Source organism: Streptomyces sp. NPDC048197 (genome assembly GCF_043202395.1).
In the GTDB taxonomy this organism is placed as follows: domain Bacteria; phylum Actinomycetota; class Actinomycetes; order Streptomycetales; family Streptomycetaceae; genus Streptomyces; species Streptomyces siderophoricus.
This window is the reverse complement of sequence record NZ_JBIDAJ010000017.1, coordinates 13,661-27,368: the sequence shown is the minus strand read 5'-3', so window position 1 is coordinate 27,368 and position 13,708 is coordinate 13,661. Positions and strand designations below refer to the sequence as shown.

The 13,708-nt window shown below is 72.4% G+C and carries 18 protein-coding genes and 1 pseudogene; 16 read left to right on the top strand and 3 right to left on the bottom strand.

Going from position 1 to position 13,708, the window contains the following annotated elements; all coding sequences use genetic code 11:
• The first annotated feature begins 177 nt into the window (after positions 1 to 177).
• The 7 genes from ACGF4C_RS22475 to ACGF4C_RS22445 all read left to right on the top strand — a co-directional run bounded on the left by ACGF4C_RS22475 (position 178) and on the right by ACGF4C_RS22445 (position 4,742).
• Complete coding sequence (locus tag ACGF4C_RS22475) at positions 178 to 423, top strand: MoaD/ThiS family protein (protein ID WP_030414753.1); 246 nt, start codon at positions 178 to 180, stop codon at positions 421 to 423.
• A 10-nt stretch (positions 424 to 433) separates the two neighbouring features.
• Positions 434 to 1,642 carry a hypothetical protein gene (locus ACGF4C_RS22470; RefSeq protein ID WP_393568571.1) on the top strand — a complete coding sequence of 403 codons (1,209 nt, stop codon included), beginning with the start codon at positions 434 to 436 and terminating at the stop codon, positions 1,640 to 1,642.
• Positions 1,643 to 1,854: 212 nt separating this feature from the next.
• On the top strand, positions 1,855 to 2,556 hold the full coding sequence (locus ACGF4C_RS22465) for a DUF2993 domain-containing protein (RefSeq protein ID WP_393568569.1): 702 nt from the start codon (positions 1,855 to 1,857) through the stop codon (positions 2,554 to 2,556).
• Between the two features lie 246 nt (positions 2,557 to 2,802).
• Positions 2,803 to 2,910, top strand: a complete 108-nt coding sequence (locus ACGF4C_RS22460) for a putative leader peptide (RefSeq protein ID WP_351531855.1) — start codon at positions 2,803 to 2,805, stop codon at positions 2,908 to 2,910.
• Positions 2,911 to 3,126: 216 nt separating this feature from the next.
• Positions 3,127 to 3,972: a sulfurtransferase gene (locus ACGF4C_RS22455; protein ID WP_393568567.1), complete on the top strand. Its 846-nt coding sequence runs from the start codon at positions 3,127 to 3,129 to the stop codon at positions 3,970 to 3,972.
• A 39-nt stretch (positions 3,973 to 4,011) separates the two neighbouring features.
• A complete protein-coding gene (locus tag ACGF4C_RS22450) occupies positions 4,012 to 4,299 on the top strand; it encodes a DUF1416 domain-containing protein (RefSeq protein WP_030286290.1) in 288 nt (95 codons plus the stop codon).
• 155 nt (positions 4,300 to 4,454) lie between these two features.
• Complete coding sequence (locus ACGF4C_RS22445) at positions 4,455 to 4,742, top strand: DUF3099 domain-containing protein (RefSeq protein WP_030414757.1); 288 nt, start codon at positions 4,455 to 4,457, stop codon at positions 4,740 to 4,742.
• 56 nt (positions 4,743 to 4,798) lie between these two features.
• On the opposite strand, the gene ACGF4C_RS22440 is transcribed toward ACGF4C_RS22445, so the two are convergent.
• Entirely contained in the window at positions 4,799 to 5,164 is a 366-nt protein-coding gene (locus tag ACGF4C_RS22440; protein WP_030414758.1) for a DsrE family protein, read from the bottom strand.
• Positions 5,165 to 5,427: 263 nt separating this feature from the next.
• On the opposite strand from ACGF4C_RS22440, the gene ACGF4C_RS22435 reads away from it, so the two are divergent.
• The 4 genes and pseudogenes from ACGF4C_RS22435 to ACGF4C_RS22420 all read left to right on the top strand — a co-directional run bounded on the left by ACGF4C_RS22435 (position 5,428) and on the right by ACGF4C_RS22420 (position 7,840).
• Positions 5,428 to 6,015 (top strand): FABP family protein, encoded by a 588-nt coding sequence (locus ACGF4C_RS22435; RefSeq protein WP_362143194.1) that lies wholly within the window; start codon positions 5,428 to 5,430, stop codon positions 6,013 to 6,015.
• Between the two features lie 123 nt (positions 6,016 to 6,138).
• Positions 6,139 to 6,298 (top strand): annotated as a pseudogene (locus ACGF4C_RS22430) (iron ABC transporter permease); the annotation flags it as partial.
• 78 nt (positions 6,299 to 6,376) lie between these two features.
• Positions 6,377 to 6,814 (top strand): Fur family transcriptional regulator, encoded by a 438-nt coding sequence (locus ACGF4C_RS22425; RefSeq protein ID WP_393568565.1) that lies wholly within the window; start codon positions 6,377 to 6,379, stop codon positions 6,812 to 6,814.
• Between the two features lie 45 nt (positions 6,815 to 6,859).
• Positions 6,860 to 7,840 carry a YgfZ/GcvT domain-containing protein gene (locus tag ACGF4C_RS22420; protein WP_393568563.1) on the top strand — a complete coding sequence of 327 codons (981 nt, stop codon included), beginning with the start codon at positions 6,860 to 6,862 and terminating at the stop codon, positions 7,838 to 7,840.
• Between the two features lie 422 nt (positions 7,841 to 8,262).
• Here the strand turns inward: ACGF4C_RS22420 and dtd are convergent, their stop codons facing one another.
• Positions 8,263 to 8,688 carry a D-aminoacyl-tRNA deacylase gene (gene dtd, locus ACGF4C_RS22415; protein ID WP_393568561.1) on the bottom strand — a complete coding sequence of 142 codons (426 nt, stop codon included), beginning with the start codon at positions 8,686 to 8,688 and terminating at the stop codon, positions 8,263 to 8,265.
• 441 nt (positions 8,689 to 9,129) lie between these two features.
• Between dtd and ACGF4C_RS22410 the strand changes: the two genes are divergently transcribed.
• The 4 genes from ACGF4C_RS22410 (at position 9,130) to ACGF4C_RS22395 (ending at position 12,273) form a co-directional block, all read left to right on the top strand.
• Positions 9,130 to 9,675 (top strand): hypothetical protein, encoded by a 546-nt coding sequence (locus tag ACGF4C_RS22410; protein ID WP_030414764.1) that lies wholly within the window; start codon positions 9,130 to 9,132, stop codon positions 9,673 to 9,675.
• A 57-nt stretch (positions 9,676 to 9,732) separates the two neighbouring features.
• The gene (locus ACGF4C_RS22405) at positions 9,733 to 10,728 is read left to right on the top strand and encodes an asparaginase (RefSeq protein WP_393568559.1); all 996 of its coding nucleotides are present in this window, start codon (positions 9,733 to 9,735) and stop codon (positions 10,726 to 10,728) included.
• Between the two features lie 252 nt (positions 10,729 to 10,980).
• Positions 10,981 to 11,412, top strand: coding sequence for an ankyrin repeat domain-containing protein (locus tag ACGF4C_RS22400; protein WP_265361589.1), 432 nt, complete (start codon positions 10,981 to 10,983; stop codon positions 11,410 to 11,412).
• Between the two features lie 294 nt (positions 11,413 to 11,706).
• A complete protein-coding gene (locus ACGF4C_RS22395) occupies positions 11,707 to 12,273 on the top strand; it encodes an NADPH-dependent FMN reductase (protein WP_393568557.1) in 567 nt (188 codons plus the stop codon).
• A gap of 197 nt (positions 12,274 to 12,470) precedes the next feature.
• Here the strand turns inward: ACGF4C_RS22395 and ACGF4C_RS22390 are convergent, their stop codons facing one another.
• Entirely contained in the window at positions 12,471 to 13,067 is a 597-nt protein-coding gene (locus ACGF4C_RS22390) for a TetR/AcrR family transcriptional regulator (RefSeq protein WP_393568555.1), read from the bottom strand.
• A gap of 189 nt (positions 13,068 to 13,256) precedes the next feature.
• Here ACGF4C_RS22390 and ACGF4C_RS22385 point away from each other — a divergent pair, with 189 nt between their 5' ends.
• The gene (locus ACGF4C_RS22385; protein WP_393568553.1) at positions 13,257 to 13,670 is read left to right on the top strand and encodes a VOC family protein; all 414 of its coding nucleotides are present in this window, start codon (positions 13,257 to 13,259) and stop codon (positions 13,668 to 13,670) included.
• Positions 13,671 to 13,708 lie beyond the last annotated feature (38 nt).

The window sequence follows — 13,708 nt, the reverse complement described above, 5'->3', positions numbered from 1 at the left end:
GCAATCGAATTTCCGAAAGGCCGCAGGAGCGGGACGAAAGCCGTTACCGGAACTTGTCCCGGACGGCCCCGGCCGCCGCGTACGCCATCATGGAGGCGGCAACGACGGGGCCGCCGCCACCGAGGGCGGTCCCCCGACCGACACGACGAAGAGGCCGCCGTGACAACAACTGGCACCGTGCGCTACTGGGCCGCGGCCAAGGCCGCCGCGGGCACGGCAGAGGAGCCCTATACGGCGGCGACGCTCGCCGAGGCGCTCGACGCGGCGCGCGCCGCGCACGCCGCGAACCCCGAGTTCGCGCGTGTGCTGATGCGCTGCTCGTTCCTGGTGGACGGCGATCCGGTGGGCACCCGCGACCACGCCCGGGTGCCGCTGGCCGAGGGCGGCACCGTCGAGGTCCTGCCGCCGTTCGCGGGAGGGTGAGCAGCCGATCATGAGCGACCACCAGCCGCAGGGCCACCACCCGTACCAGCCGCACGACCCCTACGCCCCGCAGGACCCGTACGGGCAGCCCGGGCAGCCCGGGCCCTACGCGCCGCAGGACGCCTACGGCCGGCCGGCCCCCTACGGGCAGCCCGAGTACGAACAGCCCGCATACGGGCAGCCCGCTCCCTACCAGGAGCAGCAGTACGGCGCTCCCGCCCACTACGGGCAGCCGGCACACCAGCCGGCCACCGCGCCGCACGCCCCCCAGGCCGCCTACGGCGACCCGTACGGGCAGCCCGGGTACGGCCACGGCCACGACCGGCCCGGCCACGAACAGCCCGGCTACGGCCACGACCGGCCCGGCCACGAACAGCCCGGACTCGCCGCGCCGCTGCCCGACCGGCAGCCGGCCGCGACCGCCACCATGGCGGCCGCCCCGCCCTCACTGCCCGCCGCGCCGCTCGCGCCCAACCAGCGCGCCCGCCTGGAGGGCCGCTCGCCGATCATCCCGCCGGGTATCCAGCCGGCCGCGCTGACCGCCGTCCTCGCGCTGCTGCTGGCCCTGACCGCGCCGCTGGCCCGGCCGGTGCTCGCGGTGCCGGTGGCGCTCCTCCAGGCGGTCACCGCCGCCGGCTGGTTCCGGCTGAACGGCATGTGGCCGGCCCGCCAGGGCATCGCGCTGGCGTTCCTGGCCGGACTGGCCACCGACGCGGCGCTGCTGGCCACGGACCGCGCGAGCGCGCCCCTGGTCTGCATCGGCACGCTCGGTGTGTGGTGCCTGCTGGTCCTGATCCTCCAGCTGCGCAACCGCAGCAGCGCGGACGAGCGGATGTACGCGCTGACCGCGGGCCTGACCTCGACCGCGCTGGCGGTGCTCGCGGCCGGCCACCTGGCCGGCAACCCGCACGCGGTGGTCGTCGGCGCGGCCGCGGTCGGGGTGGCCACGCTCGCCCGGGCGCTGCCGCTGCCCTCGTTCGTCTCGGTCGGGATCTCCCTGGTGGCGGCGGCCGGTGCCGGTATCGCGGCCGGCCAGCTGACCGGCCTGGGCACGTCCGGCGCCGTGCTGGGCCTGGCGGCCGGCGGCTGCGCCCTGATCGGGCTGCGGGTGGCCAGTTACGACTACCCCTCCCGCTTCGTCCACATGACCGCCGGCGTGGCCCTCCCCCTGGCCCTCGCCGCCCCCGCGGTCTACGTCCTGGGCCGGGCCCTGGGCTAGCCCGACGGGCCCGCACCGACACTCGGCGGCGGCCGCCGGTGAGCGCTTCTCGCGCCCGCCGGCGGCCGCCGCTCCCCTTTGGGGAGGGCGTCGTTTAGGGTCTGATCCACCGGACAGGCCCTGGGTAGGCGTCCGGAGCGCAGGCAGGGGGCCTGCACGCCAAGCGACGGGCCGGCCGGGCAGTGCCGGCCCAGTGTGGGGGTAGTGGTTCGATGCGTGCACTACGGGTGCTGTTGGTCCTCGTCGTCATATTCGGCGGGCTCTTCGTGGCCGCCGACCGGGTGGCGGTGAATCTCGTCGAGGACAAGGCCGCGGAGAAGATCCGCAGCAGCCAGGGACTCGACCGGACCCCGGACGTCACCATCAAGGGCTTCCCGTTCCTGACCCAGGTCGTCGGGCGCGACCTGGAGGAGGTGGACGCCGAGCTCGGCGGGATCGAGGCCCGGGCGGACGGCCATGCGCTGCGCATCGACAAGCTGTCGGCGCAGTTCCACGACGTGGCGCTGACCAGCGACTACATGTCCATCGAGAGCGCGGCCACGGCCACCGGCAACGCCCGGATCAGCTACGCGGACCTCACCAGGGCCGCGGGCGGCGGCGTCAAGATCACCTACGGCGGCGAGAAGAACGGCCGCAGCCAGGTCAAGATCTCGCCGAACCTGCCGCTCCTCAGTTCGCTGGACGTGACCGGCTCGATCAGCATCGTCCACGGCAACACCGTGCGGCTGCGGGCCGACGGGCTGCCCGCGATGTGCCGGGCGCTGCCGGGCTGTGAGTCGAAGGTGCGGGCGCAGACCGACCACGACTGGAAGCTGGACCAGCTGCCGGGCAACCTGAAGCTGGACAAGGTGGCCACGCTGGCCGACGGGCTGTCGATCTCCGCCTCCGGCACGGACGTCAAGCTTCCCGGCTGATCCCGGACGCCCGGTGCGGGCCGCCCCACCGGCCCGCCGCCCGGCCCGACGACCGGGCCCGACCACCGTGCCGTCCATTTCCTGAGACAGCCGGGTCCGCACCCCAGACCCCCCACCACCGAACGGCCTCCGGCGCCCGGCCGGAGGCCGCCCGTTCATGCTCCGCGTCCCACATCACGGACAGACGCGTCTCGCCATTCGACACGCCGGTGACATGCCCGGCTCCGCGTCCCTACGATCGGTGCCATGCAGAGCGCATTGAGCCGTTCCCGTCCGCGGGGACTGGCGGTCCTCACGAAGCGGCGGGCAGTGGACCTGTGCCGCGTCGCCGCCATGCTCTGTCGCCCTGTCTGACGGGGTGCGCCCTTCCCCCAGCTCGCCAGAGCACGGGGTGTTCCCCTCGCCCGGCCGGCCGGCCGCTCCGGCCGAATCCCCCGCGTGTCCCCCGCACCGCGCCGCTCCGGCGCCCCGACGATCGTCATGGGCCGTCCGGAAGCCTCCGGCGCGCGCCCGGCGTACCCGCGTGCCACTTCCCCAACCGCCCCCGTAACTGCCCCGGAGGAGAAGAACATGAGCCGTAGCGACGTCCTCGTAGACGCCGACTGGGTCGAGGCCCACCTCGAGGACCCGAAGGTCGTGATCGTCGAGGTCGACGAGGACACCTCGGCCTACGACAAGAACCACATCAAGAACGCGGTCCGGATCGACTGGAAGAAGGACCTCCAGGACCCGGTCCGCCGCGACTTCGTCGACCAGGCGGGCTTCGAGCAGCTGCTCTCGGCCAAGGGCATCGCCAACGACGACACCGTCGTCCTCTACGGCGGCAACAACAACTGGTTCGCCTCCTACGCGTACTGGTACTTCAAGCTCTACGGCCACGACAGCGTCAAGCTGCTCGACGGCGGCCGCAAGAAGTGGGAGCTGGACTCCCGCGACCTGGTCGACGGCTCCGAGGTCCCCCAGCGCCCGGCCACCGAGTACAAGGCCAAGGCCCAGGACACCTCCATCCGCGCCTTCCGGGACGACGTCGTCGCCGCGATCGGCGCCAAGAACCTGGTCGACGTGCGGTCCCCCGACGAGTTCAGCGGCAAGCTGCTCGCCCCCGCGCACCTGCCGCAGGAGCAGTCGCAGCGCCCCGGCCACGTGCCCAGCGCCCGCAACATCCCGTGGTCGAAGAACGCCAACGACGACGGCACCTTCAAGTCGGACGAGGAGCTCACGGCCCTCTACGAGCAGGAGTCGGTCGACCTGGCCAAGGACACCATCGCCTACTGCCGGATCGGTGAGCGCTCCGCGCTGACCTGGTTCGTGCTGCACGAGCTGCTCGGCCAGACCAACGTCAAGAACTACGACGGCTCCTGGACCGAGTACGGCTCGCTGGTCGGCGTCCCGATCGAGCTCGGCGCCAACAAGTAAACAAGGCTTCTCCCCCGAACCCCTCAAGGAAGTACCCCTATGTGTGGAGCACAGGCCGGCGGCCCGGACGCCTCGACCATCAAGCCCGGTGAGACCACGATCCAGGGCAGCGTGACCCGCGACGGCGAGCCCGTCACCGGTTACGTCCGACTCCTGGACAGCACCGGCGAGTTCACCGCCGAGGTCCCCACCTCCGCGACCGGACAGTTCCGCTTCTACGCGGCCGAGGGCACCTGGACGCTGCGCGCGCTCGTCCCCGGCGCCACCGCGGACCGTACCGTCGTCGCCCAGAAGGGCGGGCTGGCGGAGGTCGCCATCGCCGTCTGACGGCGACCCTTGTCCGTACCTTCCGTACGGCCGTGAGGGCCGCACCCCCGAGGCTTGGACGCCTTGGCGGGGGTGCGGCCCTTCGCGCCGCTCCGGCCCGGAACCGGGCCGCGCCCCGGCTTCTTTCCGGTCCCCCGCGGATTTACCGTGGAGTTGTGTACGCGCACCAACGGTCGCCCGCAGAGCGCCGTCATCGCCGGTACTTCGTGCTGATGGGCGTGTGCCTCGTGCTGTTCGTGCTGGCCTGGGGCGTGGTCCGGCTGTGGTCGGTGCCGGTCGCGGTCGGCATGTGCGTCGTCGCCATGGTCATCCCGCCGGTCGCGGCGATCATCGGCAACCGCCGCGAGCCCGGCGAACGCTGGTGGGACGAGTCCGGCGACCCGGAATCGGACCGCTGGTGGCGCGAGCTCGACGACCGCGGCGACGACAAGCACCCGCGGTAGCGTCCCCCGACCGCCCGGGAGCGGTCAGAGGCACCGCGGTCGCCACCCGGGAGCGGTCAGTAGACCAGCGCCTGGACGTCGTCCGGCATGATCTCGCTGACGAAGACCTGGGCCCCGGCGATGCCCGCGCCCTCGATCAGGTCCTTCTGTTCGATGTTGCGGCGGGCCGCGCACTGCGTGCAGACCGTGATCGCGCCACCGCCCGCGCGGATACCGTCGATCAGCTCCGGCAGCGGTGCCGCGTGCGGCAGCTCGAACTCCGCCGCCCGCCCGGGCAGCGCGAACCACACCGACTCCCCGGTCAGCCACAGCGACACCTCGACGCCGCTGGCCGCCGCCACCGCCGCCACCGTGAACGCCTGCGAGCACCGCTCGGGTGCATCCGCCCCCGCCGTCACCTTGATCACGAGCTTCTTCGCCATGGGGCCAAGAGTAGGCGCGGGCGGGCGGCAGACCTCACAGCGCCGTGGCCGATGCCGCCGACTAGACTCGCAAGCGGTCCGTTACATCCTCACTCCGTCCAAGGAGCGCGCCCGTGCTTGAGGCATTCTTCACCACCCTGCTGGTCCTGGTCGCCGTCGGCGTCATCGCGTTCGCCGGGCTGACCTGGGCGAAGCTGTACCAGGGCCAGCGCTGACGCACGCGGTTCACCCCTTTCCCCTCTCTACAGATCGCCTGAGCTCTCATGATCGAGATCCCCTCCGACCTGAACCCGGCCCTGGTGCCGCTCGCCTTCCTCCTCGGCCACTGGGAGGGCGCCGGCGTCGCCGACTTCCCCGGTGCCGAGAAGTGCAACTTCGGGCAGGAGGTCACCTTCTCCCACGACGGCCGTGACTTCCTGGAGTACCACTCGCACAGCTGGGTGCTCGACTCCCAGGGCACGAAGGTCCGCCCGCTGGAGAGCGAGAGCGGCTACTGGCGCGTCGACGCGGACCGCAAGGTCGAGGTCGTGATGATCCGGGACCAGGGCGTCGTCGAGGTCTGGTACGGCGAGCTGGCCCACCAGAAGCCGCAGATCGACCTGGCCACCGACGCCATCGCACGGACCGCCTCGGCCGGCCCGTACAGCGGCGGCAAGCGGCTCTACGGCTACGTCAACAGCGACCTGATGTGGGTCGGCGAGAAGTCGACCCCGGACGTGCCGCTGCGGCCGTACATGTCCGCGCACCTGAAGAAGGTCGCCGATCTGAAGGAGTGGGCCGAGAGCCTGCCCGACGACATGCCGGACGGGGTCTCCTTCTTCAACCCCGACGGCACTCCGTACCAGGGCTGACCGGCCCGCACGAAAAGCTTGACGCACCCCCGCGGGGGAAGTTCCGGTGAGAGTCCGGCCCTGACCGGCACTGACCGGCACTGACCCGCAACGGTTGAGCGGAAGCCCCCTTCCGCACGTCCGGCCCTGCCGGCCGCGGTCGTCGGCGCCGGGCTCTCCGCCGTCGCGTCGCCGTCCGGTCCAGGCACCGGTCCGCAAGGTGCCCGCCGAGCCGTTCGGCCTCGGGATCTCCTCCGGCGCGGCCGCCGGCGCCAACGCCGGGCTGCTCTTCGGGGCGCTGGGCGGGCGGCTGACGCGGCGAGCGGGCGGTGGCTGACGGCGGCGCGTACCCCGTCGCCGTCCACCCTCCTACACTGGCGGTGTGGTGACCACCGACTGGCAGAGCGACCTCCGCAGGCGCGGATACCGCCTGACCCCGCAGCGGCAGCTCGTCCTGGAGGCCGTGGACAGGCTGGAGCACGCCACCCCGGACGACATCCTCACCGAGGTGCGCAAGACGGCCGGCGGCGTGAACATCTCCACGGTCTACCGGACCCTGGAGCTCCTGGAGGAGCTGGGGCTGGTCAGCCACGCCCACCTCGGCCACGGCGCGCCGACGTACCACCTCGCCGACCGCCACCACCACATCCACCTGGTGTGCCGGGACTGCACCGAGGTGATCGAGGCGGACCTGTCGGTGGCCGAGCCGTTCACCGCGACGCTGCGCGAACAGTTCGGCTTCGAGACCGATATGAAGCACTTCGCGATCTTCGGCCGGTGCGCGGACTGCCGTACCAAGGCCGCCGGCGACGAGGGCTGAGGCCGCGCCCGGCCGAAAGCCGCGACCGCGTCGTAGGCTGGGCCCATGCTGCGACAATCACCCGTCAGCCCGCTGCTGTCGCTGCCCGGCGCCGTCCCCGCCGAGGCCCCCGACGAAGGCGTCGCCGCGCACTACGGCGACCTGTTCCGGGAGCAGCGCGCGCTCGCCGACGGCACCGGCTTCGTGGACCTCTCGCACCGCGGCGTGGTCACCGTCAGCGGCCCCGAGCGGCTGAGCTGGCTGCATCTGCTGCTCACCCAGCACGTCAGCGAACTCCCGCCCGGCCACGCCACGGAGGCGCTGATCCTCTCCGCGCACGGCCACATCGAGCATGCGCTGTACCTCGTCGACGACGGGGAAACGACGTGGATGCACACCGAGCCGGGTGGCCAGGAGGCGCTGATCGCCTACCTGGAAAGCATGAAGTTCTTCTACCGGGTCGAGATCGCCGACCGGACCGACGAGATCGCGGTGGTCCACCTGCCGGCCGGGTCCATCACCGAGGTCCCCGAGGGCACCGTCGTCCGGGAGACCGCGCACGGCCGTGATCTGTTCCTGCCGCGCGCTGAGCTGTCGGCGTTCGCGGAGGCCCACGGCCCGGCGATCGGCGTGCTGGCCCTGGAGGCGCTGCGCGTCGAGGCGCACCGCCCGCGGCTCGGCCTGGAGACCGACCACCGCACCATCCCGCACGAGCTCGGCTGGCTCGGCACCGCCGTGCACCTCCAGAAGGGCTGCTACCGCGGCCAGGAGACCGTCGCCCGGGTCCACAACCTGGGGAAGCCGCCGCGCCGGCTGGTCTTCCTGCACCTGGACGGCAGCGAGGTGCACCTGCCCCCGCACGGCGCCCCGGTCCGGCTCGCCGCCGACGGCGAGGAGGGCCGCCAACTCGGCTTCGTCACCACCTCGGCCCGCCACCACGAACTCGGCCCCATCGCCCTGGCCCTGGTCAAGCGCAACGTCCCCGTGGACGCCCAACTGACCGCGGGCGGCACCGCAGCGGCCCAGGAGGTGGTGGTGGAGCCGTAGCCCCGACGGGGCTACGGGGGCCGTTGGGTCTGCGGGGGCTACGGGGCAGTGGGTCTGCGGGGGCCGTGGGGTCTGCGGGGACTACGGGGGCAGCGGGTCTGCGGGAGCTGCGGGGCGTAGGGGCTACGGAGGCTGTGGGGGCTACGGAGGCTGGTCGGGAAGAGCCCGTCTGCCCGGCCACGTTCACCACCTGTAGCCCGGAACGCCCCACCCCTCCCGCCACGTTCGCCGCCTGCGGGCCCGGAAGGGCCCACTCATCCCGCCACGTTCGCCGCCTGTGGCCGCCGGCCGGCGGCCTGGGAATACCCGCCCGCCCCGCCACGTTGTGGCCCCGCAGGGGGCGCTCGCGTCCCCTAGGGAATCCGTTCGACTCACCCTTACGGGCACCAGTCCCCCGCGAGCCGCCCCTCCAAGGGCACCCCTCACACCTCGACCAGGACCGTGAACGGCCCGTCGTTCGTCAGCGAGACCTTCATCTGTGCGCCGAAGCGGCCGGTCTCCACATGGGCGCCCAGCGCTCGCAGCTGGGCGACGACCTCGTCGACCAGTGGTTCGGCGACCGGGCCGGGGGCCGCGGCGTTCCAGGTGGGGCGGCGGCCCTTGCGCGCGTCACCGTAGAGAGTGAACTGGCTGATCACCAGCAGCGGCGCCCCGGTGTCCGAGCAGGACTTCTCGGCCTGCAGCATCCGCACCGACCACAGCTTGCGGGCGAGTTGTGCCGCCTTCTCCGGGGTGTCGTCGTGAGTGACGCCCACCAGTACGCACAGCCCTTCCCCGACGATCTCCCCGACCGTCTCGCCCGCCACCTCGACGCGGGCGCCGTCAACTCTCTGCACCACGGCTCGCATACCCGCCATCATGCCGGTCGGCGGTACGGCTTCGGACAGCCGTGCCCCCACGGGGGCCGTTCGGGTGCCATGGCCCTGCAGAAGGACCGCACAGAGTGGCACGATGCGTGCACGTGGTGCGTTTCATGGACAACATGCCCTGGACGCGGCCCGGATGAGGGGACGGAACCATTCATGAGCACTGCCGGCGCCGGACAGACACCCGGTCCCGTACCGAGCGCCCGTACGACACCAAGCGCCCGTACGAAACCGACCGAACCACCGGCGCCAGCCGCCACCACCGCGTCCGGCACCGGACGGACGGCACCGGCCGCCCCGGCGGCCCCCACCGCATCAACGACCACCACCGCATCCCCCACCAACGCCACCACATCCACCGCGACGACCACGACGACCACGGCAGCGGCTCCCGGTGAGCCGGCCGGCACCAAGGACGGCCCCATGCTCCAGGCAGGCCAGGCGCAGCACCCCCGCCCTCCGCAGCAGCGCGACCGCTGCCGCCCGGCCGACACACCCGATCTCTCCGGCCTGGGGCTGCCCGAGCTGCGGGTCGTACGCCGCGACTCGCAGCAGGAGGAGGCCGACCTGAGCTATCTGCGGCGGCTGCTGCAGGGCCGGATCGACATCCTGCGGGCCGAGATCGCCCGCCGTACCGCCCAGCACTCGCCGCTGCTGGACCGGCTCCCGGAGATCCTGACGGACCTGCCGTCGCGGCACCGCTCGTCGGCCCGGCATGTGACGCTCGGCACGCCGCACAGCGAGGAGTACCGCAGGATGGCGGACGAGATGCTCGGTGAGGTCGAGCTGTCCGACCTCACCGCGCGGACCGACCAGGAGCTGCACGAGGCGATGGGCCGGCTGATCCGCTACGAACGCCAGGTCTCGCAGCGCCGTCAGTCGCTGCAGCGCACCACCGACGAGTGCAGTGCGGAAATCGCCCGCAGGTACCGTGAAGGCGAAGCACAAGTGGACGACCTGCTGTCCTGACGGGCCACAAGCCTTCCGGACGCGGGTCGCCCCCCGTCCCCGTCCGGAAGGCCGCCGATGACCTCGTCCTCGCCCAACCCGATATCCGTACCGACCCCGCGTTCCGCGGAGGCCGTCTCCCCCGTCCTCGCCGAGGTCGTGCGCTCCGGTTTCGTCGAGGGCCGGCACCGCGGCTCGCTGGTGGTGCTGGCGGCGGACGGCAGTGTCGAGACGGCGCTGGGCGATGTGGCGGCGCCGGTCTTCCCGCGTTCCACGAACAAGCCGATGCAGGCCGCGGCCGTACTGCGGGCCGGCCTTGAGCTGTCCGGCGAGCGGCTGGCACTGGCCGCCGCGAGCCACTCCGGCGAGGCCTTCCACCTCGACCTCGTGCGGACCATGCTGGCCGAGCACGGGCTGACCGCCGACCAGCTCCAGACGCCGCCCGACCTGCCGCTGGACCCGGAGGAGGCGGAGTCGTACCTCGCCGCGGGCCAGGTCCGCGACCGGCTGGCCATGAACTGCTCGGGCAAGCACACCGCGATGCTCGCCGCCTCGGCGCGCAACGGCTGGCCGCTGGCCTCGTACCTGGACCCGACGCATCCGCTGCAGCAGCTGGTGGCCGAGGCGGTGCGCGGCGCGAGCGGCGAGGACGTCGCGCACGTCGGTACGGACGGCTGCGGCGCCCCGCTGCTCTCGCTCTCCCTGACGGGCCTGGCCCGTTCGTTCCGGCACTTCGTACTGGCTGACCCGGGCACGCCGGAGCGGCTGGTGGCGGACGCGATGCGCGCCCACCCGGAGTACGTCGCCGGAACCCGCCGCCCCGACACCTGGCTGATGCAGGAGCTGCCCGGCACGCTGTCGAAGATGGGTGCCGAGGCGGTCCAGGCGGTGGCCCTGCCGGACGGCCGGGCGCTGGCGTTCAAGATCGACGACGGCGCCGGTCGCGCCCTCGGCCCGGTCCTCGCCCGCACCCTCCGCCTGATGGGCGTCGACGCGCCGGTGCTGTCCCGGCTGGCGGAGGTCCCGCTGCTGGGCGGCGGGGTCCGGGTGGGCGAGATCCGCGCGGCGTTCTGACGCGGTGGGTTGATGCGGCGTGCTGGTGCCGACTCCGCCGGGGTTGGCGCCGGAGCCGGGTGCGGTGGCGCTGCCGGAAGGACGGTGGCCTGCATAAAGTGGCGATGACGGTGCAGGAACAAGTGCACGCAGGTACCGCACAGGTATCAAGGACGTACCGCGCAGGTACCACGCAGGTGCCATGCAGGCGCCGCGTACTCGTCCCGCACTGATCATGCACGTACCACCCACGACAGCAGGAGGCCGGCGACCATGAGCGACGCGAATCCCCAGCCGCAGGGGCCCGAGTCGATCGAGCATGCGCATGACCCCGAGGTACTGCAGCTCGCGTCCAAGGTGTTCGACCTGGCGCGGCACGGAGACACCGACACCGTCGCCGCGTACGTGGACGCCGGCGTGCCCGCCAACCTGACGAACGACAAGGGCGACTCGCTCGTGATGCTGGCGGCGTACCACGGCCACCCGGCGACGGTGGAGGCACTGCTGCAGCGCGACGCCGACCCCGACCGCCCCAACGACCGCGGCCAGACGCCACTGGCCGGAGCGGTGTTCAAGGGCGACGACGAGGTCGTCAAGGTACTGATGGCGCACGGGGCCGATCCGTCGGCGGGCGCGCCGTCGGCGATCGAGACGGCGCAGATGTTCCAGAAGACGGAGCTGCTGAAGCTGTTCGGTGTGGAGTGATCGGCGTGGGTTGATCGGCGTGGCGTGATCGGCGTGACCGGCGTGGGGTGATCCGTCGGCGGGCTCTCCGTGGTGACGGCCTCCGTGGTGACGGCCGCCATGGAGGCCGCCTGCGTGACAGCGGTCCCGTAGCACTGGCCTTCGCGCCGGCGTTCCCGTAGCGCTGGCCTCCGTGGTGGCGGTCCTGGGGCGCGCTTGACCTCAACTTTGCTTGAGGTCTTAGCGTCGGGTCCCGACGGCGAGCCCGCCGTCCACCACCCCGGCCACCCGGCCACCCCGCCACGGAGGACCCGTATGTCCGAGCACGCCTACCGCCTCGCAGTCATCGTCGCCAGCACCCGGGAGGGCCGGTTCGCGCCCGTCATCGCGAACTGGTTCACCCGGCAGGCGGAGACCCGCGCCCATGTCGACCTCGACGTGATCGATCTGGCCGAGATCCGCCCGTACGAGCTGCGTCACGGCAGCGAGGAGTACGAGTCCTTCGCCAAGCGCGTGGCGGAGGCGGACGCGTTCGTGGTGATCACCCCGGAGTACAACCACTCCTTCCCGGCTCCGCTGAAGCACGCCATCGACCTGCTGTTCCCGCAGTGGCAGGCCAAGCCGGTCGGCTTCGTCTCGTACGGCGGGATCTCCGGCGGCCTCCGCGCCGTCGAGCAACTGCGGCTGGTCTTCGCCGAGTTGCACGCCACGACGGTGCGCGAAACGGTGAGCTTCGCGCTGGCCGGCAACCTCTTCGACGACGAGGGCCGGCTGCACGACCCGGCCCCCGCCGAAAAGGCCGCCGGCGCCCTGCTCCGCCAGCTGGAGTGGTGGGCCCTGGCCCTCCGCGAGGCCCGCACGGCCCGCCCTTACGGGGGCTAGGCCGCATCCCCAGGGGACCGGGCCACACCCCTACGGGACTTGGTGCGCACCCCTACGGGACTTGGTGTGCACCGCGACGGGGCGGGGCGCACCCGTACGGGGACTCGGGGCGCACCCTTACGGGGGTAGGGCGCGCCCTTACGGGCTGAGGGCCGGCGTGGTGGCCTCCGATATTCGGGCTCGGGGGGGGAGCCCCGCTATTCGGAGTTACTCGGACTTCCCTCCGGCCCGATCGTGCGGTCGACGAGTGCCGTGATCAGCCCGTCGGTCTCCTCGGCGGGCACCACGCCGGGCAGGGTGAGCTGCTCCAGCATCAGCCCGGTCATGGCGAGATACATCAGCGTCACGGCGGTCGGGCCGCCGGGCAGCCCGTGCTCCAGATGGAAGCTGAGGTTCTCGTCGAGCGTCGCCCGCATGACCTGGGTCAGCTCCGCCCGTAGCTCGGGGCGGCGGGTCGCCTCCAGCCGCAGCTCCAGCATCGCCAGATAGCCGGTGCGGTTCTCGGTCACCCGGCGGTTGATCCACCGCATCAGGTCGGCCACCAGCGCCTGGTTGCGCGGCGCCGCCATCACCTCGGCGACCTCGTCCGGGTCGGGCGCGATCCGCTGGTGGATCTGCCCGGTGACCTGGGCCAGGAGATCGTCCCTGCTGGTGAAGTAGTTGGACGCGGTGCCACCAGGCACCTCCGCGGCCGCGTCGACGGCCCGGAAGGTGAGCCCGCGCGCACCGTCCCGCGCCAGCACCTCGATCGCGGCATCCACCAACGCCGCCCGCCGCTCCGGATTACGCACCATCTCGCCCACCTCGCACTTTGCCGACCGCCGACCGCCGACCGCCGGCCGAATTTTCGAAAAGGACTTGCAACCACTACATCCAGAGTACTACAACTGGAGTCGTTGCACCGGTGGCGGCCGTGACCGCCCCGATCCGGTGGCACACCACCGCGCCGCCGGACCCCCCGGCCGCGCCCGGAGAGGATCCATATGCGCTTCGCCAAGCTCGGCACCGCCCTGCTCACCGACGACGTCGCGGCCAGCACCCGCTTCTACGTCGACCACTTCGGCTTCCAGCCACTCGTCGAGCTCGACTGGTACGCCAGCCTTCAGCACCCCCAACACCCCGACTGCGCCCTGGACTTCACCCTGCGCGGGCACGAGGCCATGCCGTCGGACTTCCGTCACCAGAAGACCGCCGGCGCCCTCCTCGGCTTCCTGGTGGAGGACGCCGCGGCCGAGGAGGCCGCCCTGCGCGACAAGGGGGTGCCGATCGCCGTACCGCTGCGCGACGAGCCCTGGGGTCAGCGCCGCTTCAACGTCTGGGCCCCCGAGGGCACCCTGATCGAGGTCCTCCAGACCATCGACCCGGACCCGGAGTGGATGGCCGCCCAGGGCCTGTGAGGGCACACCGACCGTGGCCCACCAACCGCCTCCCGGCC